The organism is Gloeothece verrucosa PCC 7822 (assembly GCF_000147335.1).
GTDB classification, from domain to species: Bacteria; Cyanobacteriota; Cyanobacteriia; order Cyanobacteriales; family Microcystaceae; genus Gloeothece; species Gloeothece verrucosa.
Window position 1 is genome coordinate 482,331 of sequence record NC_014501.1, and the last position, 21,530, is coordinate 503,860.

18 protein-coding genes are annotated in these 21,530 nt (G+C 42.7%); 7 read left to right on the forward strand and 11 right to left on the reverse strand.

Annotation, left to right across the window (positions count from 1 at the left end):
• The first annotated feature begins 347 nt into the window (after positions 1 to 347).
• Positions 348 to 899: a hypothetical protein gene (locus CYAN7822_RS02150; RefSeq protein WP_013320602.1), complete on the forward strand. Its 552-nt coding sequence runs from the start codon at positions 348 to 350 to the stop codon at positions 897 to 899.
• 94 nt (positions 900 to 993) lie between these two features.
• Entirely contained in the window at positions 994 to 5,589 is a 4,596-nt protein-coding gene (locus CYAN7822_RS02155) for a bifunctional class I SAM-dependent methyltransferase/DEAD/DEAH box helicase (RefSeq protein WP_013320603.1), read from the forward strand.
• Between the two features lie 358 nt (positions 5,590 to 5,947).
• On the opposite strand, the gene CYAN7822_RS02160 is transcribed toward CYAN7822_RS02155, so the two are convergent.
• The 6 genes from CYAN7822_RS02160 to CYAN7822_RS02185 form a co-directional block, all read right to left on the reverse strand.
• Complete coding sequence (locus CYAN7822_RS02160) at positions 5,948 to 8,857, reverse strand: CHAT domain-containing protein (RefSeq protein WP_013320604.1); 2,910 nt, start codon at positions 8,855 to 8,857, stop codon at positions 5,948 to 5,950.
• On the reverse strand, positions 8,854 to 9,177 hold the full coding sequence (locus CYAN7822_RS02165) for a hypothetical protein (protein WP_013320605.1): 324 nt from the start codon (positions 9,175 to 9,177) through the stop codon (positions 8,854 to 8,856). Before CYAN7822_RS02165 ends, CYAN7822_RS02160 begins: the two co-directional genes overlap by 4 nt.
• Positions 9,177 to 9,404 (reverse strand): ribbon-helix-helix protein, CopG family, encoded by a 228-nt coding sequence (locus CYAN7822_RS02170; protein WP_013320606.1) that lies wholly within the window; start codon positions 9,402 to 9,404, stop codon positions 9,177 to 9,179. Before CYAN7822_RS02170 ends, CYAN7822_RS02165 begins: the two co-directional genes overlap by 1 nt.
• A 231-nt stretch (positions 9,405 to 9,635) precedes the next feature.
• Positions 9,636 to 9,863 (reverse strand): DUF5615 family PIN-like protein, encoded by a 228-nt coding sequence (locus CYAN7822_RS02175; protein ID WP_013320607.1) that lies wholly within the window; start codon positions 9,861 to 9,863, stop codon positions 9,636 to 9,638.
• Positions 9,860 to 10,096: a DUF433 domain-containing protein gene (locus tag CYAN7822_RS02180; RefSeq protein WP_013320608.1), complete on the reverse strand. Its 237-nt coding sequence runs from the start codon at positions 10,094 to 10,096 to the stop codon at positions 9,860 to 9,862. Before CYAN7822_RS02180 ends, CYAN7822_RS02175 begins: the two co-directional genes overlap by 4 nt.
• Before the next feature lie 96 nt (positions 10,097 to 10,192).
• Positions 10,193 to 13,765: a hypothetical protein gene (locus CYAN7822_RS02185; protein ID WP_013320609.1), complete on the reverse strand. Its 3,573-nt coding sequence runs from the start codon at positions 13,763 to 13,765 to the stop codon at positions 10,193 to 10,195.
• Between the two features lie 63 nt (positions 13,766 to 13,828).
• Between CYAN7822_RS02185 and CYAN7822_RS02190 the strand changes: the two genes are divergently transcribed.
• Positions 13,829 to 14,155 (forward strand): hypothetical protein, encoded by a 327-nt coding sequence (locus tag CYAN7822_RS02190; RefSeq protein ID WP_013320610.1) that lies wholly within the window; start codon positions 13,829 to 13,831, stop codon positions 14,153 to 14,155.
• Positions 14,156 to 14,167: 12 nt separating this feature from the next.
• Here CYAN7822_RS02190 and CYAN7822_RS02195 read toward each other — a convergent pair whose 3' ends face one another.
• The 5 genes from CYAN7822_RS02195 to CYAN7822_RS02215 are packed head-to-tail and all read right to left on the reverse strand — an operon-like array spanning position 14,168 to position 17,220.
• A complete protein-coding gene (locus tag CYAN7822_RS02195) occupies positions 14,168 to 14,734 on the reverse strand; it encodes a hypothetical protein (RefSeq protein ID WP_013320611.1) in 567 nt (188 codons plus the stop codon).
• A gap of 21 nt (positions 14,735 to 14,755) precedes the next feature.
• A complete protein-coding gene (locus CYAN7822_RS02200) occupies positions 14,756 to 15,031 on the reverse strand; it encodes a hypothetical protein (RefSeq protein WP_041933101.1) in 276 nt (91 codons plus the stop codon).
• On the reverse strand, positions 15,028 to 15,630 hold the full coding sequence (locus tag CYAN7822_RS39305) for a hypothetical protein (RefSeq protein WP_013320612.1): 603 nt from the start codon (positions 15,628 to 15,630) through the stop codon (positions 15,028 to 15,030). Before CYAN7822_RS39305 ends, CYAN7822_RS02200 begins: the two co-directional genes overlap by 4 nt.
• A 17-nt stretch (positions 15,631 to 15,647) precedes the next feature.
• Positions 15,648 to 16,064 (reverse strand): hypothetical protein, encoded by a 417-nt coding sequence (locus tag CYAN7822_RS02210; protein WP_013320613.1) that lies wholly within the window; start codon positions 16,062 to 16,064, stop codon positions 15,648 to 15,650.
• Complete coding sequence (locus CYAN7822_RS02215; protein WP_013320614.1) at positions 16,042 to 17,220, reverse strand: ParM/StbA family protein; 1,179 nt, start codon at positions 17,218 to 17,220, stop codon at positions 16,042 to 16,044. Before CYAN7822_RS02215 ends, CYAN7822_RS02210 begins: the two co-directional genes overlap by 23 nt.
• A 1,808-nt stretch (positions 17,221 to 19,028) precedes the next feature.
• Between CYAN7822_RS02215 and CYAN7822_RS02220 the strand changes: the two genes are divergently transcribed.
• The 4 genes from CYAN7822_RS02220 (at position 19,029) to CYAN7822_RS02235 (ending at position 21,525) form a co-directional block, all read left to right on the forward strand.
• Positions 19,029 to 19,274, forward strand: a complete 246-nt coding sequence (locus CYAN7822_RS02220) for a toxin secretion, membrane fusion protein (RefSeq protein ID WP_245602661.1) — start codon at positions 19,029 to 19,031, stop codon at positions 19,272 to 19,274.
• Complete coding sequence (locus CYAN7822_RS02225; protein WP_013320616.1) at positions 19,228 to 19,665, forward strand: hypothetical protein; 438 nt, start codon at positions 19,228 to 19,230, stop codon at positions 19,663 to 19,665. The genes CYAN7822_RS02220 and CYAN7822_RS02225 overlap by 47 nt, the downstream gene beginning before the upstream one ends.
• A 544-nt stretch (positions 19,666 to 20,209) precedes the next feature.
• Positions 20,210 to 20,668 carry an RDD family protein gene (locus CYAN7822_RS34310; protein ID WP_280990116.1) on the forward strand — a complete coding sequence of 153 codons (459 nt, stop codon included), beginning with the start codon at positions 20,210 to 20,212 and terminating at the stop codon, positions 20,666 to 20,668.
• Positions 20,669 to 21,039: 371 nt separating this feature from the next.
• Complete coding sequence (locus CYAN7822_RS02235; RefSeq protein ID WP_013320618.1) at positions 21,040 to 21,525, forward strand: thiol-disulfide oxidoreductase DCC family protein; 486 nt, start codon at positions 21,040 to 21,042, stop codon at positions 21,523 to 21,525.
• Positions 21,526 to 21,530 lie beyond the last annotated feature (5 nt).

Sequence of the window (21,530 nt, forward strand, 5' to 3'; positions counted from 1 at the left end):
GGACTTAGGCAGTTTTAATGGATAAAAAGGGCTGAAAGCCTTACAGGACAGTTAATTTACCTCTGTCGAGGTAAATTGACCTCAAAGCTATATGTATTAAGGTTTTATGTATTTTCGAGCTAAACATTTGAATACATAAGGTTTTCAGCCTTTTTTAAGCCGCTTTTTTGCCTTAAGTCCCGTTAGTTTCCTGCTCCCTCTGCTTGTCGAACAGGAACAAGCCAAAAATAGCTGTATCAAACTAGATCTGAATTTGGCTAACGCCTTTTTTTTGTTGGCAAGTGCTGGTCGTTTCAGAAAGCACCAGCCATCAAGACAACAAATTACCTAATTCAGGAGTAAAAATCATGTACGCTACAATCAATGAATTTCTTTTCCCCATCTTTCTTTTCGCTGTCTATTTCTGTGCTGTATCTAATTTGATTTACCAACCACAGAAGTTCTTTACAGTCCATCCAGCACTCCCTGCAAGCTCATCTCAATTAGACGACACCAATACTGTAGATGATCTCTCTTTTGAAGAACAATTAAGACCAAAAACAGAATCAGAAGAAATTTCTCTCATTATAGAAAATGAAAACGCTTCTTTTGAGCCAGTTAATCCTGAACTACCGACAGAAAATATCTCTAATCCTAAGCAAGACAATAACCTCTATACCCAAACCGAGACATTGATTAACAACCTCAAAAAACGTCAATGCCGTAAACTTTGTAAACCTCTTGGTATTCAACAGAAATGCGGCAAAGTTGAAAAGTCTCTTGCCTTGCTTAAAGCCGAAATTTGTACCATCCTCAAAGACGATTCCCATCATGTAATAACTGTGATCGAGGAACAACTTCCTGAACTAATCTCAGTATTTAACCAAATTTCTGAAATTGATGAAATAATAGCCAGCTAACGTTTTTTATAGGCAGGATTGAATCTTAATTATATATCAATGATTCAACCTGCTCCGAAATTTTAAATAAATTCCACTCAAGAAAGTTCTTATTATGTTGAGCGAAATTAAACCCACTCAAATTTTTGGTGATCGCCTTGCTCAAATTCATGAAGAAACTGAAAGATTAAAGGTGATCTCCACCCAATTGAAAACCAAAAGCCAGCAACTCACTCTATTATTTGACAGAGCAAGTGCGGCACTTGAAACCATCGAGCAATTGACGGCTTTAGTCCCTGAAACTTCCCCTGAAATTCGAGCGGTTTTAGAAGATATTTTCGAGCTAGATAACTGCCCTAAAGCTTCGACAAAACCATTACAAGAAGCCAAACAACCTACCTCAACCCATCCACTTATTAAAGTAGGCTATCAACTTTTACCAGTTCTACAACAGGGGCAACCCATTACTAATGCCAACCTCTCTCGTTTAATGACCGAAAGCTTTGGCGGCTCTGATGCAGTAGGGTCTTGGGCTTGGAAAGATGCCTATGAAGCCCTAGAAATCGCTCAAATCCTGCTCATTCAACAGCAAGGTAGAGAAATACTCAACCAATCTAATTCTCTATCTATTCTTGGAGAAATTGAGCGAATACATCGACTCTGCCCTACTCAAACCAGACGTTCAGAGACATCAATTCAGTTGCAGCAGTTTTCTACCCCCCTTCCCCTGGCTTATATTACTTCAGTAGCCGCACAAATCACTCCCGATGACCTCGTATTAGAACCAAGTGCAGGTACAGGAATTTTAAGCTCTTTTGCTTCTCTTGGTGGGGCGCAATTAATCCTCAACGAAATTTGTCCTCAACGTCGAAGCATTCTAGGGGAAATATTTCCTCAAGCCCCTTTATTTAGCCACAATGCTGAACAAATTGACGATTATCTTGACGAGAAATATCATCCAACTGTGGTGGTAATGAATCCGCCTTTTACCGCTTCCCCGAAGATGGCAAAACGTAATCAGTTTGCCACCCTTAAACATTTAGGTTCAGCGCTGGCAAGACTGTCAAAAGGAGGCCGTTTGGTTGTCATTACGGCTAATTGGTTCTCACCTCTAAACTCCCAATGGCGAGATAGCTTTATTAAACTGCAACAATCGGCAAAAGTCGCCTTTTCCTGTCCGATTGAGGGCAATGCTTATGCCAAGCACGGAACAACTACTGAGACTCGCTTAACAGTATTCGACAAAATTTCATCCCCGAAGCCGGATGAGTTTGTTAACTGCTTTGATAAAGTTGTTTCCCTATCTGGGTTGCTCAACTTGGTAGAAAGCTTCGTACCAGAACGTCTTGCACTTACTACTATAACTGAAGCAAAAGCCAACACGATCCCTCCTGAATCGGTCACTCAAGTAGGTTCGCTTCTTTTAGATTCTTATGACATCACTAAGCAAACCCAAGCTATACAGTCCAAAGCCAAATTACGAGATAACCCAGATATCAGAGTATCTTTTGAGGATATAGTAGAAATCGCTTATACTACTCGTGATTGGACTGGAAGCGGACAGGAGATTAGTGATAGTCTTTATGAAGCCTACGAACCCCAAACTGTCCTCATTGAAGGAGCAGTTCAACATCCGTCGCCTCTGGTTCAAAGTGCGGCTATGGCCAGTCTAGCCCCACCAAAACCCGCTTATCGACCTCGGCTTCCCCAATTGCTCATCACGCAAGGAATACTCTCTGACGCTCAACTAGAATCAGTAATTTATGCAGGAGAGTCTCACAGTCAGTTTCTCAAAGGTAATTATCAAGTTGATGACACCCTAGATATTGTTTCTGTAGCTACCCAAGAAGCTGCTTCGGTCAGATTTCGTCGAGGTTACTTCATTGGCGATTCAACAGGGGTTGGTAAGGGCAGACAAGTGGGTGCGATCCTACTGGATAATTATCTACAAGGACGCAAAAGAGCGATCTGGATCTCGAAATCCGATACCTTACTCGAAGATGCACAGCGAGATTGGACAGCTTTGGGGGGAAAAAGAGAGCAAATCATTCCCTTAAGCAAATTTCGTCAAGGTGAACCCATTGAACTCCCTGAAGGCATTATCTTCGTCACCTACGCCACCCTTCGTACTGAAGCCAAGCAGGGCAAGAAATCTCGCGTCGAACAGCTTATCGATTGGTGCGGCAAAGATTTTGAGGGTGTAATTGTCTTTGATGAAGCTCACTGTATGGCTAATGCTTCAGCAGAAAAGAGAGAACGGGGCTTCAAGAAACCGTCTCTACAAGGAGTTGCGGGATTGAGGTTACAGCATGGATTACCAAGAGCCAGAGTCCTCTATGTTTCTGCAACAGGAGCAACTACGATTAATAACCTCGCCTACGCTCAACGGTTAGGACTGTGGATGAGCCAAGAGTTTCCCTTTGCCAACCAATCCGATTTTGTCGCCGAAATGGAGAAAGGGGGTATTGCTGCACTAGAAGTGGTTTCACGGGATTTGAAAGCCCTAGGATTATATACGGCGCGATCGCTATCCTATCACGGCGTAGAGTATGACATTTTAGAGCATGAGTTAACTGATGAACAAATTACAATTTATAACGCCTATGCTGATGCCTTCCAAATCATCCATCAAAACCTAGAAGCGGCATTAGAAGCGACTAACATTAGTAGTCCCACCGGTAAAACGCGAAATCGTAATGCCAAATCTGCTGCCCGTTCTGCGTTTGAAAGCAACAAGCAGCGATTCTTTAACCATTTAATTACTTCGATGAAGTGTCCAACTTTGCTCAAAACTATAGAACAGGATTTAGTTAATGGTCATGCTGCCGTGATTCAAATTACCTCAACTGATGAGGCTCTCTTAGACCGAAGATTAGCAGACATCCCTACCTGTCAATGGCATGACTTACAAGTCGATATTACACCGAGAGAGTATGTGATGGATTACCTGATGCACTCGTTTCCTGTCCAGTTGCATGAAATTTATACTGACGAGCAAGGTAATGAATATTCTCGGCCCGTAACCGATAGCGAGGGCAATCCAGTTTTGTGTCAGGAAGCCTTAAGGCAGCGAGACGAACTGATTGAACGCTTGGGATTGTTACCCCCTGTGCCGGGCGCACTCGACCAAATCATACAACACTTCGGTTATGAGAACGTGGCAGAAGTGACGGGACGCTCTAAACGCATCGTCAAGGAAACAAAAGGGGAGCGAGAACGGCTAGTCTTACAAAAGCGTTCGGGTTCAGCTAATCTTGCCGAAACTGGAGCATTCATGGACGATAAAAAGCGTATTCTTGTCTTTTCTGAAGCGGGTGGCACAGGAAGAAGTTATCACGCTGACCTTAAAGCCAGAAATCAACGCTTACGAGTTCATTACCTCTTAGAAGCCGGTTGGAAGGCAGATTCAGCCATTCAAGGGTTAGGGCGCAGCAATCGGACAAATCAAGCTCAACCTCCCTTATTTCGTCCTGTTACTACTAATGTTAAAGGTGAAAAACGGTTTCTCTCAACGATAGCCCGTCGCTTGGATTCTTTGGGGGCACTGACACGAGGACAGCGACAAACAGGAGGACAGGGATTATTTCGAGAAGAGGACAATCTAGAATCGCCCTACGCTAAAGCCGCATTACGGCAACTCTATCTCGCACTCTACGCAGGAAAGCTCGATTGCTGTTGTTTAAAGGATTTTGAAGCATACACGGGACTATCTTTGACGACTCCTGAAGGCAACCTCAAGGAAGACTTACCACCGATTTCCCAATTCCTCAATCGTGTCCTAGCTTTACGGATTGAACTTCAAAATGCTTTATTTGAGGAGTTTGAGGTCAGGTTAGAGAGTAAGATTGAGGAAGCTCTAGCTACGGGAAGCTATGAGGCGGGAGTAGAAACCCTCAAGGCTGACAACTTTAGCATTTTAGAGCAACAAGTCATCTATACTCACCCAGAAACAGGGGCACAAACCCACTGCGTCAAAATTGAGCGCAAACGTAAAGCTAGTGTTTTGAGACTTCCTGAAGCTTTAGAAATGTCCGAAAACTATCAGGGGAAATTAGTTGTTAACGAGCGTTCTGGTCGAGTAGCGATCGCAATTCCTACAAATAGCACTGTTACCGATGACGGAGCAATTGTGCGTCGGATTAACCTAATTCGTCCAGCATCGAACGAAAAGATGAGTCTTGACCAATTTCGGGCTTCCACTTGGGAGGAAACAACCCAAGAAACTTTTAGTCGTCTCTGGCAGCAAGAAGTGGGTAACGCCCCTGAGTTTGAAGTGGATTCATTTTACTTGATTACGGGCTTACTTTTGCCGATATGGAATCGCTTAGATGCTCTTAATATGCGAGTATTCAGGCTACAGACCGATAGCGGGGAGAAATTGCTTGGTCGATTAGTCCATGCGGAGAATATCGCGTCAGTGTATCGTAACTTGGGCATTACCAATACTCCTAAACTAACGGCTGATGAGGTTTTCCATGCTGTTACTCAACGTAAGGAAGTGATGCTGTTAGTACGAGGCTGGCAATTACGTTCATCATCTGTAATGGGCAATCAACGCTTAGAAATTATCGGTGTTCATCAACAGGCAGAAGTAATGTGCCTGAAAGCCCTTGGTTGCATGACGGAAATGATTAATTGGAAGCTACGAGTCTTTATTCCGGTTAATGAGAAGGCGGCAGGAATTATCGAGAAAATTCGCTCTTTAGCATGAGGAAAGAAGACAGGGGGAGAATGCCTCTCCCTGTTTTTTGGACTATAGCTATTAAATTCCTAAACAAAATAAATTCACAGTTTTATTCTTTATAATGCTTACAGCGTCAGGAATACCAAAGAGTAAGCCTTCTTGGTTGTAAGACTCTCCATCTAATGTATCTCGTAGTGTTCTAATAATATTTTTTAACCAATAAATCTCTAATAGAGTTGCAATCTCGAAGAAATGCGATAAAGTTTCCCACAGTACCCTTGGCTTTTCTTTTACTAAAAGAGCATACTACAAAAAAATCGGAGCGGCGGCTGACCCCTCGGTGACAGGTATCGGAATCCCGCAACCCGCATGGCTTCGTGAAAAATTACCCGTTCACATGGTTCACAAAATTCTGTAAGTCATCTATGCTACACTCTTTTAAGTCTTGACGCGAGAGAAGAGACCCTCCCAACCACTCTGGATCGACCCCATCAGTCCACCCAACGCTTCCACGAAACCGGAAATACATAAGTATTGGTTTTTGTATAGAATCTGGCTGTGTTGTAGTATGATATACTACCTCTTTAAGAGCACAAACATTTCTGCCTCCTTCTAGCCAACCGACGCGATCTACGAAGCTATCCCATACTTCCTCATTATATTCTTCCGTCCCCCCAAGGTCACGGTAAATTTTCGCCTGTCCCTTGATGCCAAACTTCCCTTCGCTGTAGTCCATCCAGAGACGATCAATCTCATCGATTACCTCTAGGGATACTTCTCTAAAAAGGTCGTCGAAGTCATCATAATTTTCTATGACCATCCACTGGTACATAATGAAAGCGGTTTCGTGATCGGCTTTTCTCCAATCCTTCTGCCGTAGGTACTCCTCTAACTGTTGATAAATGTGACCTTGGTTTTCTGTAAGATATTCCCTCTGTTTTCTCAGTTCCTTTTCGTAGGCGCGATCGGCTTCTGCGTTGTATTGCACCGAGATAATCTTATCGAATTGTTCCCTGAACCTTTCAGGGTTTTCCTCATCTGCAAAGGCGAGACGGAAAATCTCTGTCCATCTTTCCTCGTTTTCGTTCTCTTCATTCCCCCATAGTTCGGTTAAAGTCTTAACTGCCGTTTTCTCTAAAGTAGAAAGCTTACTTGCATCTTTGGGAAGCTCGATATGGGGGTTAATGTGTTTGATGTGAGAGGCGCGGTAGAGGGTTTCTCTGTCCTCATTGCGGATTACCTCGATCAAGCCTTTATCCTGTCCCTGTTGTAATTTTTTCTGATAGTTAGGCACAGATTGACAAACCGCTTCTAAGGCTTCAAGGGGAACAGGGAGGTTATAGATCAGACAATTGCTGACCACCTGTTCAAGAGCTTCATCCGTCAAAAGCTGAGGTTTTTCCTCTAACCGCCAGACTATCTTATCGCGCCAACTAACATCGGTTTCATTCTCAAATGACCGCAATTTAGCATCTATATCCCCTGAACTCAAAACCTCATCATTGAGCCATTCCAACAGACGGGGGTTGCCATCGGCTAGGTTTAAAGCCCTTTCTATATAGTTTTTATCGATCTTACCCGAACTAAAATGCTCTAAGCGCCACAGTTTCTTCTCTAGATCGGACTCTTTGTATTTGAAGGAAGGCAAAGACTTCAGATGATAAAATTCCTTGAACAGAGGGGAATTAAATGTATAGCGACAGGTAATGATCAGGCGATGGTAGTAATGAGTTTCCTGTATCGCCCAAACGAGAGCTTGTAATAGTTGAGCTACCCCTGCTTTAAGGATGTAATCATCCCTGGATGAAGGGCATTCCAAGTTCCACTCAAAATCATCAAGAATAAGCAGAAGGGGCTGGTTTAACTGACCGAAAACATCCCTTAAGCGATAGTCTAGATCCTCATTAGAATCCAGAAGGATTTGACGTTGTGGACGATCTAATTTTTTAGCTAGGGTATTAACCAAGCTAGTTTGATCAATTTGTCGCCACCAGACGAGCTTAGTATAGTCAGGGAGGCGATCGCACAGACGGGCGGCGAGGGTACTTTTCCCGTTACCACCCCCACCTTGTAGGAAAACACCAGCCTTATGAATTGCTTTAGGATTATCAAAGGGTTTCTTAAGCACCTGCAAGCAATCCTGAAGGTCACGGCGACGACCGATAAAGGTTTCCCGTGTGGCCACCCGCAAATATTTCGTTTCGGGATCTACGAATTGGTCAACAACGGATACGGGGGGTAAACGTCTTCTCTGTCCCCTCTTTACCAAGGCTTCTGGGATACTTCCCCTGACATAGAGGCGTAAACAATGCCAATCCCTCGCCTGACTTCCCAATAAGGTCTGATAGGCGAAAGCTAACGACTCGCTCAAGGTAAATCCTTGGGAAAGCTTCTCGTAGAGGGTGGCCGCCGTATCAGCCGCTTCCCTATCCCTGACGGGTTGACCCCACCCCAAAACGGCCTTAGCCCCCTTTTCTAATAACTCCTCCGCCATCGAAAGGATCTCATCCCCATCGGAGTAGCCCGTCCGACACCCCGATAGGAACAAGAGCTTAGGTAAATCGAACTGTAATTCTCTGGCAATATCTTCGGCGCTGGCATCGTGCCTGTCTCCGTATTCCGTCTCGGTAATAAAATAGGGTTTATTACCCTCGATTTTGGCGTGTCCGCTCAAGTGGATAACATCGAAGTATCCTCGTTCTTTACTGGCTACCCACTCGCCTAATTCTTTAAGACAGCCGCTCTCCTCAACGGTTAAAGATAGGGGTTTCCCTTTGGTCGCCTTCAGGATCTTACCTTCTTCTGCCTCAAAGTCTAGTATAGGCTTTACACCTCTAGCAGAACTCGCCATGAAAACCACATTTAAGGCTCGATCCTGCGGGTTATCGTCAAGGGTTAACAGCCTTTCATTGCCCGTTTTCATCCATCGCAAGGGAATGATCGCGGGGAGCTTAGACACCAGAAAACCCTGCCCATCGTGTAATAATTCCCAAGGTAGATGGGCTAATCCTTCGCTGGTGCTGATAGCCAGGACGATTCCCTCTCCCCTGTGACTATCTAACTCGTTCTGTAGGATGCGCTCCGTACCATCTAACCATCGGTACAAGGTTTTTCCCGTCTTAGTGTAGTCTTCCGGTAAACGGGTATAGTAATCGGTATCAGCCCTATCTCTCAGGTTATCGATTTCACTCAGGGATCTTGTGTAGGTGTGAGTCTGGTTGGGGTTGTCCCAGAAAAATCGGAACTCAGCCCTATCGCTACCCATCTCCTGAAGGCCAACATGAAGGATTTTCATGATTTTTCTTGTTCCAGGAGTTTTTGCAGTTGTTCTAAAGTGGCATCCTTGAGCAGGAGGCGATCGCCTTTTCTCCCCACCAGAAGAACCCGTTCTATCTTGACCGATTCGGGGGAGTTAACAGATTTCTTGTTAAGCTCGTAGAGCTTTTCAGCTATGGTTATCGCGCCGGTGGTGATGCCGATGATGGTGGCGATGGTAGCAAGGGTTCCCTCCCTCTCCACTTCGGAGATAACTTCGTAGCTGCCCTGCACTCCTTCCGTAGTTACGATGTCCTGAGCGATTTCGATGGCATCCTGTCCCTGAATCTCGATCTGCATCAGTTCTGTTCCTCTTTTAAATCCTTGACGGTGGTGAGGAGATCGGCCATATTCTCCTCCAGTCGGGTGAGCCGATTGCCCAGATCATCCCCATCGTTTGCCCCCAAGTAACCGGAGAGGGCGGTGATGATGATTTCGGTCTTGGAGCGACCAGTGCGCTCTATGTATCGGTTCAGCCGCTCCAGGAGGGCAGGGGCGAGTCTGATGGAAATCTGAGGTTTTACCATTGTTGGGTTTCCTTGCCGTACCCCTCTATGCTATCAAATGGTTTACCATTGGGGGCAGGGCAAACGCATCTAATTTTTGAAAAACTCTCAGCGTAAAGGTTCCAGCATTGTGAAACAAGAAAAGACTCTTAAGGTCGGAGCTAAAGCTAAAAGGAAAAAAGCGGGTTGGGATGAAAATTATTTACTGAAAATTTTAACGTCTGTAGTTCACTATTTTTAATATTTACCGTACTAACAAGAAGCAATTTGTGAGGTTTTTGAAGGGTCAGAAAAGAATCTACGATCATCTGAATCCTTGGTAATAACGATTCGCTTTTGTTCAATTGAAATATCGTTGATTTGTGTATCCGAGGTGGAGTTTTGTGGCGGTAAATCTTGGGTATGTATCGTATCATAACCCGAAGTTTCTAAAAATCTGGCTAAACGGACTGGGAGTTGAGCCTCAACCAAAAACTTCATGAAGCAATTTTATGAATACTTTTAATTTGACTCAAACGGGCTGCAAAAAGTAAAACAGCTTGAATATCTTCTGGTTCTAAATCCTCATAATCGCTTAAGATTTCTTCGGTGGTCATACCCGCACTGAGGAGTTCTAGAATAAATTCGACAGGATACCTTAAACCTCGAATACAGGGTTTACCATGACAAATATCAGGATTATGAGTAATACGTTTTAAGAGTTCATGATTCATAATTTTTTCCCTTGTTTATTTTTTTCTTTTCCTAATCTAATCTTAAGTTCTCTCATTCATATTAGACAAAAACTATTTGGTAAAATTAAAATCTAGTCATCTTTCAAATGAGACTTGGTTTGAGCGCTCCTTCGCAGCAGATTGAACATAACGAACGTATTCTTTAGCTTGGTTGACATACTCATCCCAACTGAGAGCATTGGGAACACTTGCCCTCCATTGTCTCACTTGGTCGCTTTGACTCAAGATAGTCGCCACCTCATGGGAGTCACCCGTATCAGCATAAGCTAGTCTTGCTACCTCAACATCAATTAAGTGAGGAGAAGCACCGGCTAAAGACGAATTACGCCCAACATCAGACGCATAAGCTTCATATTGTTGCCGATAAACACCACGTTTAGCTTCCATTTGCTTTTCAAGTTCTCGTTGCTGCCAAGGATAGAGAACTGTTTCTGGCTTAACTATTACTTGCGCTGTGGTTGAGGGGGTATTGGAGAGTCGGGCAACCAAAGTCAACCCCTTCGCGCTTAAAAGGTTACGTTCTTTTAAGTTCATTTCACTTTCTTTGTCCAAAACCCCCAAGGCATTACCATCAAGGGTAACTAGGGGAATTGCACGTCCCCTACCATTGTTTACCAAAGCAATGTTGATTTTTGCCTCTTGTCCCTGCCAAGAGTGTTTGCGGTAGGCAAAGTTTTTAATCTGCCCTATTTTAAGGGTATTTCCTTTAGGGGTAGTGGCTATCACCCCTGAACTCGGTTCGGCTAGGATAGAGGCTTTAAATTTTGTTCCGACAGCCATAGCGGGAGATTCATTTGTTAGAGGGGCTAAGACTTTGTTTTCAACCTTAATGATTCGCTTTTCCTCTAATTGTCCCGATTTATCAGGGATAGGATGGAGTGCAATCTCACAGTCAACTTCTTCCCCTCGCCATTGTTTATTTCCATGTTCATTAGTGGGAAAATGCAAACCCACGACTTTTAACTCGGTAAATTGTAGTTTGGAAAGCTGTTGGATAACTTCATCGGGAAACAATTTGAAAGCAAGTAGAGCCTTTTTGGTTTGATATTCATCACGAGTATGAGCATTGTGCCACAGAGCAGCAGCTAATTCTCTCCTTTCGTTAACAGGGTGTTGTTGGCGAAGCATATTTACATATTCATCAAGTTCGGAGTAAATACCCTCAATTCTTCCGTCAGTGATGCCGGGTCGAGTGATTGCTGATGCTTGTATTAATGATCTACCTGCTTTGAGATTATGTTGTTCTACCGATGAAGTGGCGATCGCTCCTACCGGTTGCTCAACTAATTTCTCATCTATATTGAGGGTTGCCACTGCCAAAAGAGTATTCGGAATTTCTGGCTCAATCGTATTCTTTACTACACGCAAATCAAGAGTACATGGTTTATTTGGATTTAATAAGCCCGATTCTAACCCTCCAAAGCGATCTAGCCGAGTTAGGTAAATTTTTCTTTGACTGGTGGCTGATGTGACCTCAATATAAGGTTCAATCAGTTCAGGATGCTCAGTTTTGAGGTCAGTGAGGGTTCTTGCCTTTTTTAGATAATCATTGTACGTTTCCTTAATTTCTCCGGCAATTTCGGTAAGATTGGGATTTTTAACAGAGGGAAAAAATTCTCGAAACTGATGAACAGGTCGAGAAATTAAACGATTTTCTTGCCATTTTTCATTCGCCACGCCAATCATACGGTCAATCGGGCTGTAATTTTTACTTTCTAAGGGATGAGTGCGATAAACTTGGGGATTCCGGCTCTTATCTCTACCAGAGAGCCAAGCTACAGGTTGATAACCGCCAATCTCCCGACAGGCATTTAAAATAGCTGTATTGGGTCGGTTGGCGCTCTTGGGTCCATCAACCGCTACCTGAAGTTCGTTCGACAAGTCGCCAACAATCTTGTATTGGATGTCTCGCATCTGTTGAAGGGCTGTCTCAATTTGTTGCGCGGTAAGCTCTTGAGGTAAATTAGCTATTTCTTGGATGGTTTGTTTATATTTTTGGGGAATAGAAAAATGATTGTCGGGTGAAGCATCTTTGTCTAAAATTTCCCGATAATACTTGGCAACTTGCCCGACGTAACTTTCTTTTTTCTCCTGGGGCATTAACACCGTTTCCCATCGCAGAGACACAGCCCTCATGATTTGGTTGGCGATTTTGCCAATGTCATTTTTAACCGCAGAGGTGGCAATTTCCTCAAAACTTCCCTGATAAGCAACTTTATCTGGTTTAACCACATCAGGATAACGATTTTGGGGGAGTAATGATTCCTTAATTTCTGCTGTCAGGGTGGGATATTTATCAGCCCTCTCAAACGCCAATCTATCCCCATCAAAGTCGGCTTGTAAATGCTTTGCTGCCGTTTCAGGATGAATGTGAATTGTCCCCTCCAAGTGCATCAGTCCGGGTAGATGACGATTGGTTAAAGTGATGACCCCATTGGAGTTGACCAGAGGGCTACGGGTGACAATTAGTTCTGCCCCATTGGGCATTCGAGGAACACATACTTCATTTTCTCCCAGGTCAAGGCTTGGTTGTGCTAATGCTGACTGAAACTTGATCGCTCTGCCCGTAGCGATATCCATCCATTGTCTTTGAAGAAATTTCTTCAGTTCATCGATAACGAAAGGATGTTCTAGCAGTTGCCCATGATGCTCTAAATCGGTTTTGAGCAGGTCATAGAAAATTCTCTCACCCTTTTGAATATTTTCGGCATCTTCTTCGGCTAAAGTGTCTTCTGGTGACAAGTCGAGATCTTTTAGATATTCCTCTTCAGTGGTAATCGTTCGTTGTTGGTAGTTTTGAAGAAAATGTTTAGCCAGCGCGTGTAAATCTGACTGAGCATTAGCTAATTCTTTGGCCTTCCTTTCGAGGATTGGCAAAATGTCAGCTTCAACTCCTTGCGGATAATTGACCAAAACCTGAGTACCGAGGCTTTGCTTACCATATTGGGCAATAGCTTTGACTCCAATACCAATATTAAGAAGGTACTCCCCAGGCTTAATAGCATCTGCTCCCTTACGTCCTTTGAAGGAGCTAGTGGGAAGGATAAGATCATAACCAACTTTCATTTTCTCGCGCCCAGAGATGACAGCACTGGTTAAAGTTTCTAATCTACGGTCAGGGGCTAATGTTCCCTTGGCTATGCGATAAACATCACAATCGTTTTGAGGTCGAATACCCAAACGAAATTGAATAGGGGCATTTTTTGAGCTGGTCAGTTGTTCGGCTAGTTCTAGGCTCATTTTTCCATAACAGTCTCCTACCAACTTTTTAGCCTCTTGAAGTGGCAAAATCCCGTCCGATGCTCCTGTGCTATCATCAATGATAAGAACTCTAGCTTGTCTAACTTCAGAAAACTTCTGACAAGGGGTAAAGGGCAAACTCCCATAGGCGGCTCCATCAGAAGCATTAGGATAAAGCAGATCTCGCACGGGACGCTCAGAAAAATACATCCGCTTACCCGACGCGAATTGTAGCGACATTCCTTTGTATGCCCGTAAATCTTCGGCTTTGACCGTATCGGGATTAATTTCCCCTAACGTGAATTTTGCATCGGGAAATAAGTATTCGGCAAGGCAATTTTTGATCGGTTCTCTTAATTCTAAGTCTTGCCTGAGTTTAGTGTCGAAATGAGCGAGGTACAGTGTCATAATGACTGGCACTCCCGACTTATTAAAAAAGAAGCGTTACTGTAAGGAGCTAATGGAAAAAATATGAAAGCTGGTGCAATTTTTGAGTCAATTTTAGAGAGAAGCCTCTACGAGCCAGACGGCACAATCAAACCGCACTTTCGGGAGTTCTTGAGAAAACAGGGGAGTTCACCCGAAGAAATCGCCGAGTATGAACGGCAGAAAAAAGAAGAAATTGAAGACAGAAAGCTATTTGCTCCGCGAAATCGACCCGCTTCTAGCTTGAGGGACAAAATCATTGCTCGTGCCGGTCTAGATACCGAAGAACTACTCTCGCAAGGCTACATCGCCGTTGAAGACCTTGAAACCGAGCAAGACCTCGATTCCTTCGATTGGGAAGATTTACTTTGAGATAAGGCTTCTTTATTCGGCTATTTCTTCTTCTTGTGTTCTTTTAGCCCCAAATTGTCGAGTTAATCCTCCGATATAGCCAATAGCCAAGTCTCTATCCCATTGACCCTCTTCTAGCTGCCACTGAACATAAGGACTTTGAGCCAAGGAGCATTTAATCTGATCTTCTGAAGATCCCGAATGCACTTGTGCGGCTAAGACTCTTTCATCCAAAGAACGACCGAGCCAATCATCCCCCGCAATCTGGTTATAAAGAGCTTGATAGGATAACTCTTGGTTTTTTAAAAGAGTTTGAACCGAGTGAAGGTAAGTTTCTCTGTGTTTCTCTTTCTCAGAACCTTTTTCTACCGAGGGAGGAACTTTAGAGTATAAGTGAGGATTGATATGAATTCCTATCTCCTGACCATCATAAAGACCATCACCATCAGTATCAGGGCTAAGGGGGTTGAGTCCATATTTTCTTTCTTCGCGTTCAGTTAGTCCGTCGCCATCAAAATCAAGGTCTAGCTCTCGTTCATGAAGTGCTTTGATTTTTTCGCTATGGCTTAAAAGTTTCTTGTTAGTTCGAGGAAAGTCCATAAAACTAATATTCCTTTTCTTTTATCGCTTTAATATCCGCTTATTTGAATCAAATCGTAGAAAATAACAAAAGCTCTCTCGGCTTTTACACACTACGCCCTCTGGCAATAAATTCAATCCCGTATGCAGTCCGAGAAGGAAAATGATCGCCATCAGAACCACCGCCCAAGTCCAAGAATTGATGAGATTGCCCCATTGCTTGATAATTTGCCAGCGTTTACGCTGTTTTTCGGCTACAATAGCGAGTTGTTGTTGCTGTAGTTTAAGATGGGATTCTTCTTGAGAAATGGCGATCAATAGTCGCTGTTGGATGATTCCGTCGATGAGGAGGGCAAGCTCGTCGGGGGTTGGTATTTCTGTAGTTGAAATTCCTTCCACCTGCCCTCTACCTGCTCGGTGAGGGATTGAGCGTTTCCCAAAGTTTTAGTGGCCTCGCTCCAGATTTGTTGAAAGTTTTGCTTGAGTTCCCCGGTGACGATCATTTCTTTAAGCCGCAGAATAGTAACTTGAGGAATGACTTTGCCCATGATTTCTGCCTGTTGGAGTCCCATTTGAAACCCTGTTTCCATTGCTTGGGCTTCCAACAAACGCAAATCTTCGGCTAATTTTTCATTAATAATTAATCCATTGCCGTCCGAACTGTTGTCATTGGAAATGTCTAAATCATCGTCGTCTGAATCGGGCTGCATTTCATTACTCTTAAAGTAATTGGCGATGTCATCGTAAGAGTTAGCCGTACCTTCATCAAATAACTTTCTGGCTTCGGCAAAGCGTTCAAACTCCTCATCAGAATAATTGCGCTTCTTCAAAGATAGGCCGCAAGCTTTGGCTGTTTCTCGCACATCCTCATCGCTAAGGTTATATTCACGCTGAAAATCTTCACGGGTGAATGTCATGGCTTGTCCTCACTCGGTTAAATTAACTGACTTAAAATATCGTCTTCATCGCTGAAATCTTCTATTTTTGGCAAATTGTCCTTTTCATGCCATCCATTGGTAGATACCTCTGCTAAAAACGGTTTTTCGAGCTTTTGAGTGGGTTCTAAGGCACTTGAATCATCATTCAACCCGAAGGAGTTCTCCAAGTAATGGATGTGTAGTTTGAGTTGATAAACCGCAGAACGTGCTAGTTGTTGTAGCTCGGACGAGGAAGCATCGGTACAATTTTGATAGGCAAAGGGTAGCCAGAAAGCGGCAACCGGATGTAACATTCGCTCACATCGGGTCAAATCTGCCCCATCTTGATTGATGTAAGTTAGCAGTATCCCGTATTTAGAAGTTCTCTTCGGTTGGTGACGGAAGACAAAGTTAAATTGCTCTGACGTTGACATCAGTTGGTTCTCCTGTAGTTTCTCTAATTCGGGGTAAGGGGCGGTTGTGCAGCTTGTAAAACAGCCCGTAAACATCAGCTAATCTCGATTCGAGAGAATTGTTGCTGACAATATCACCAAAGGTTTTCTTAATCCTTTCCTCAAGTCCGGTACACCAATTAAGTGAGCCGCCGAATCCCTTGAGAAGATCAGTCAATTCTTTTTTGAGATAACGGGCTGTCCCGCCGCTAATGATGAATTCGTCAATTTTCGTTTGGTTCGGCAAATGTTGGATGAGCCAGTTTTCTAAAAGAGCGACATACTCCGCTCTCGCATCTACTATCGCTTCAGCAATTTCTTCGACCTCTCTATTGCGTAATTCGGTTCGTCCACTACGGGCTAGGGTTTCCAAGACACGCTTGCCCAGTTTGGCTCTAGCTGAACAGATGACGGGAACTAAAATATCCGCTTTTTGCCCAGAAGTAAAAGTTTGAATTTTCTGCACCATTCGGGCAAAACCGAAGTCGCCCGTCGAGCCGCGCGTTAATTCTCCTTTTTCTATGACCAGGATAGAGGAATTGCGATAGCCGAGCATAATGACAGCGATAGTGAGTTCTTTTGGGGACAGGAGTTTAAGAGTTGGTTGTTGAGGCATTCTGCCTCTGGCAAAAATACCACCTCCTTCGGGTAATGCGGTTAAGGATTCGAGTTGTACAGAAAACTGCTGTCCTCGAAAGGTATAGTCGGATAAGGCTGTGGAGATTTGGGAAGCGAATTTTTCTCGATCTCGAAATTCGTTCCAAGGAAGCAGAATACCCAGAGATAGAGAGAATTGAGAGGGTAAATTTTTTTTCTGGGCTACGCTGCCGATGATAGACAAAGCTTGAGGAATCGCTGAATCGACTTTCAAAGATTCCAAGCAGTGAACGGCGTGAAAGTTTTTCTTGGCCAGGAAGCCGACAGCGAAATGAGCCTCATCAAATTTAACCCAAGCCGAATCTTCGGGATTTGCTTGACCAATTTTGTACTTCTCGTAATTAGAAATGCTCTTGGCGGGAACAAGCACCACTTGAGGGTCAAGTAACATCAGTTCGGGTTTGCAGTATCCGGAACCGGTGCTGTAGATTGCCCGTCCAAGGGATGCCCCAAAATCCGCCGCAATGGTCACATCTGCCATGAGCGCTTTGATTTCGTTAAGAGTTTTTAGTTTGGGTAAGCTGATATGTTTCCCAACATCAGCCTAGATGAGGGAGCAAGTTGATCTGTATCAACTTTGAGGGCTACCAGTTTAGTCCGTCTCGACTTTGAAAGATAAAATCGAGCATGACGAGAAAAAATTGAGGATTACCGAGTTATGGCGGGTTCGGTTGACCCAAATACTACTTTTTTCAAGGGGAGTTATTTCCAGCAGTGCTGACTAACATACCGAGTTTAGGCGGGTTCGGCTGACCCAAATATTACTCCCTTTTTAAAAGTGGTTTCCAGCATAGCTGATTTGCCTAATTCAGGTGGGGTAGGCTAACCTTTTTTACCGCTTTCAAGCAGTAAACCTGTTCATGAAAGCATTCTAAACAAACATCAAGAGCCTTTGCACTTGTTTTGACAATTTGGTCGAAAAATTCTTGGTTTAATATATATTCATTAATCCGTGAAGATTGATCAATTCTTGCGTACTGAGAAACGAGCTACCACAATTCAATTTTTCCTAGAGTGACCATCACAACACAAGCCGGATATTTTAATTATTGTCAGCGTCCGTTGTGATGCGGAAAACGATTATCAACAATCCTAAATTATTGAGAATGGTTTGGGGAATAACTGGCAACCTGGATTAAATAATTTTACTTGCTCGACCATAACAACGGAGCCAGATATTTTAATTAATCAGCGTTCGTTGTGATGCTTTTAACCATTATCAACAATCCTAAATTATTGAGAATGGTTTGGGCAATAACTGGCAACTTAGATTAAATAATTTTACTTGCTCGACCATAACAACGGAGCCAGATATTTTTAATTATTATCAGCGTCCGTTGTGATGCTTTTAACCATTCTCAACAATTCTAAATTATTGAGAATGGTTTGGGGAATAACCGGCAACTTGGGTTAAATAATTTTACTTGCTCGACCATAACAACGGAGCCGGATATTTTAATTAATCAGCGTCCGTTGTGATGCCCTCAATTATCAACAATCCTAAATTATTGAGAATAGTTTGAGGAATAACTGGCAACTTGGTTAAATAATTTTACTTGCAAGCTCGACCATAACAACGGAGCCGGATATTTTAATTAATCAGCGTCCGTTGTGATGCCCTCAATTATCAACAATCCTAAATTATTGAGAATGGTTTGGGGAATAACTGGCAACTTGGTTAAATAATTTTACTTGCAAGCTCGACCATAACAACGGAGCCGGATATTTTAATTAATCAGCGTCCGTTGTGATGCCCTCGATGAGCAACAAGCCCAAATTATTGAGAATGGTTCGGGGAATAACTGGCAACTTGGATTAAATAATTTTACTTGCTCGACCATAACAACGGAGCCGGATATTTTAATTAATCAGCGTCCGTTGTGATGCCCTCGATGAGCAACAAGCCCAAATTATTGAGAATGGTTTGGGGAATAACTGGCAACTTGGATTAAATAATTTTACTTGCTCGACCATAACAACGGAGCCGGATATTTTAATTAATCAGCGTCCGTTGTGATGCCCGAAACCGATGATCAACAAGCCTAAATTATTGAGAATGGTTTGGGGAATAACTGGCAACTTGGGTTAAATAATTTTACTTGCTCGACCATAACAACGGAGCCAGATATTTTTAATTATTATCAGCGTCCGTTGTGATGGCCAAAACGATGATCAACAAGCCTAAATTATTGAGAATAGTTTCGGGAATAATTGGGCAATTAGTAACCCCATCTCCCTCGGTCTTGGTTCTCTATAAAACTTCCTTGAGAGAGAATAATCGGGGTGACGGTGCAGACTTTCGACAAAGATTTTGCTAGACTAAAAGAAAAAACTACGATCAATTGTCACAACATGGAAATAATTTGTCATAAAATTCCTCTCAAAGCCCAAAAAAGTGATTTTGCTTATTGGCAAACGCAATCCTATCAGGCACGACTAAAAACCTTAGAAGAAATCCGTCAAGAATATCATCAATGGAAAGATAATAGTGTTGAATCAAGACTTCAAAGAGTTTATACAATTTCTAAACGTTAATCAGGTTCATTACCTTGTTGTTGGGGGTTATGCTGTAGCTGTACACGGCTATCCTCGTTATACAAAAGATATTGATATATGGATAGAGATGAGTCCAGAAAACGCCGAGAATTTACTCCATGCCTTAGAAGAATTTGGATTTGGTTCTTTGGGCTTACAAACTGGAGATTTTCTTACTCCTGACCAAATTATTCAACTTGGTTATCCTCCGAATAGAATAGATTTATTGACAACTATTGACGGAGTGAATTTTCAAGATTGTTATCCTTTAAAAGTAGAAGTTGTTGTAGAAAATATTGTGGTAAATTTTATTGATTTAGATAATCTAAGAAAAAACAAAAAAGCGTCAGGCCGATTACAAGACTTAGCGGATTTAGAAAATTTGAATTAGAACAATCGTTACTCGTAAATTTTGAAAAGGCTTTAGATGAGGGTCCGAAAGACTCTTCAATTATTTTTCATTTCTCAATCTCGATAGGTTAAAAAGTTAATGCCAGAGGGGAATTTGAAGGGGTTTTATCCCTAGGTCTTGCTTTTCAATAAACCTCTCTTGTTGAGAATCAGGAAAGTGACCACTATAATACCTTTAAGTGACAACAACACTAGCCGGTAAGTTATAAATCCATGCGAGTGTTGTGACCCTTTCTAATCCATATCACAGAAGGATTTGAGGGGGTTTTCAATGAGGAGTTTACCTATCAATAAGTTCCCTTTGTTGACAAGTAATTAGATAACAACTGGCAACCAGGGTCTAATAATTTTTCAACCACGACCATCACAACGGAGCCGGATATTTTAATTATTATCAGCGTCCGTTGTGATGCTTTTAACCATTATCAACAATCCTAAATTATTGAGAATGGTTTGGGGAATAACTGGGAACGGTATATTATTATCCCGAAGGAAAATTTTGGCTACTCATGAAAACAAGGGAGATGAGAGTGAAATACGCACGATTGTGGAAAAGGTTATTGGCTTATTTGCTGGACATAATTCCGATTTCTTTAGTCGTTTTCGGCGTGGCTTATTTTTTCTTGGGATTTGACCGAGTTTTATCAGATTATTTCCACAATAATCAAGACATAGAGTTACGAAAAACCTTTTTGTCCGCACGAAATCTAATAAGAGAGACGACTCTATTATTATGGATATTCTATGGTTTATTGATGGATTGCTCAAAATATCAAGGGACTCATGGCAAAATCCTTCTTCGGCTCAAAGTCGTTGATGACCAAGGTGGCCGGATAACATTTTCACAATCGTTGAAACGAGCATATATGAAGATTATCGGGGCGATTCCATTGGGCTTGGGTTACTTTTGTACTATCTGGCGCAAGGACAAATTAACATGGCACGATTTGGCGGCCAAAACTCGCGTAATACATCGCACTTAGAAGCGTTCATTTCATTGATCAAAATAATTTTCTTCTCTAAAGATTTAAACGATGGTAGTGATAATTGATCACTACCATCTAACAGCATTGGGATAAGTATTTGAACTTCTCGTTCGCTCTTTACGCGCGAGGAATCTTTTGGGTATCGGCATTACCCATCTGGCTAAAAGATACGGATTTGGCTCTAATACTCACAATTTTTAGAGGGTCATCACAATGGAACCAGATAAGGCTTTATGCCTTGGTATTCGCCAATGAGCGACCAATATTTCAATAAAGCCCTTCCATACTCGTGCTTGATTGCTTATAGAAAGCGCTCATTCTGGCTTAATAGTTTTTAAAATATAAAAAATCTCGTCTGTATTCGTCTGATGTCATCGTTACCTACTCAATCCCCTAACTCCCTGGAAACCTTTACTGAGTCCCCGAAATGGAAAATTAAACTTCTCTATGACGGAGAATGCCCTTTATGCTTACGAGAGGTCAATTTTCTGCAAAAACAGGATAGGGGACGAGGGTTAGTTGCTTTTGTGGATATTGCCGACATAAACTATAACCCAAGGGATAATGGGGGCGTTTCCTATCAGGCAGCAATGGGACGAATTCACGCCCTATTGCCCGACAACACGGTTATTAAAAACGTCCAAGTTTTCCGCCGAATATATTCCATTCTGGGGATAGGTTGGATTTATTGGGCGACTAAGTTACCTATCATCCGTCCAGTGGTTGATAGGCTCTATGAAATTTGGGCTTCCTTACGATTAAGGTTAACCGGGCGACCAAATTTGGAGACAATCATCAAAGAACGTCAGCAACGACTTGAGTGTCAAAGCCAAGGTCGCTGTCGCTTAAACTGATAGCC

Bases quoted from the DNA above. Each gene is read 5' to 3' on its own strand.
- CYAN7822_RS02185 (WP_013320609.1), bottom strand. From the start codon at position 13,765: ATGACACTGTACCTCGCTCATTTCGACACTAAACTCAGGCAAGACTTA.
- CYAN7822_RS02235 (WP_013320618.1), top strand. From the start codon at position 21,040: ATGTCATCGTTACCTACTCAATCCCCTAACTCCCTGGAAACCTTTACT.
- CYAN7822_RS39305 (WP_013320612.1), bottom strand. From the start codon at position 15,630: ATGACATTCACCCGTGAAGATTTTCAGCGTGAATATAACCTTAGCGAT.
- CYAN7822_RS02160 (WP_013320604.1), bottom strand. From the start codon at position 8,857: ATGAAAATCCTTCATGTTGGCCTTCAGGAGATGGGTAGCGATAGGGCT.
- CYAN7822_RS02210 (WP_013320613.1), bottom strand. From the start codon at position 16,064: ATGTCAACGTCAGAGCAATTTAACTTTGTCTTCCGTCACCAACCGAAG.
- CYAN7822_RS02170 (WP_013320606.1), bottom strand. From the start codon at position 9,404: ATGGTAAAACCTCAGATTTCCATCAGACTCGCCCCTGCCCTCCTGGAG.
- CYAN7822_RS02165 (WP_013320605.1), bottom strand. From the start codon at position 9,177: ATGCAGATCGAGATTCAGGGACAGGATGCCATCGAAATCGCTCAGGAC.
- CYAN7822_RS02180 (WP_013320608.1), bottom strand. From the start codon at position 10,096: ATGAATCATGAACTCTTAAAACGTATTACTCATAATCCTGATATTTGT.
- CYAN7822_RS02195 (WP_013320611.1), bottom strand. From the start codon at position 14,734: ATGGACTTTCCTCGAACTAACAAGAAACTTTTAAGCCATAGCGAAAAA.
- CYAN7822_RS02155 (WP_013320603.1), top strand. From the start codon at position 994: ATGTTGAGCGAAATTAAACCCACTCAAATTTTTGGTGATCGCCTTGCT.
- CYAN7822_RS02175 (WP_013320607.1), bottom strand. From the start codon at position 9,863: ATGAAGTTTTTGGTTGAGGCTCAACTCCCAGTCCGTTTAGCCAGATTT.
- CYAN7822_RS02150 (WP_013320602.1), top strand. From the start codon at position 348: ATGTACGCTACAATCAATGAATTTCTTTTCCCCATCTTTCTTTTCGCT.
- CYAN7822_RS02215 (WP_013320614.1), bottom strand. From the start codon at position 17,220: ATGGCAGATGTGACCATTGCGGCGGATTTTGGGGCATCCCTTGGACGG.
- CYAN7822_RS34310 (WP_280990116.1), top strand. From the start codon at position 20,210: ATGAGAGTGAAATACGCACGATTGTGGAAAAGGTTATTGGCTTATTTG.
- CYAN7822_RS02190 (WP_013320610.1), top strand. From the start codon at position 13,829: ATGAAAGCTGGTGCAATTTTTGAGTCAATTTTAGAGAGAAGCCTCTAC.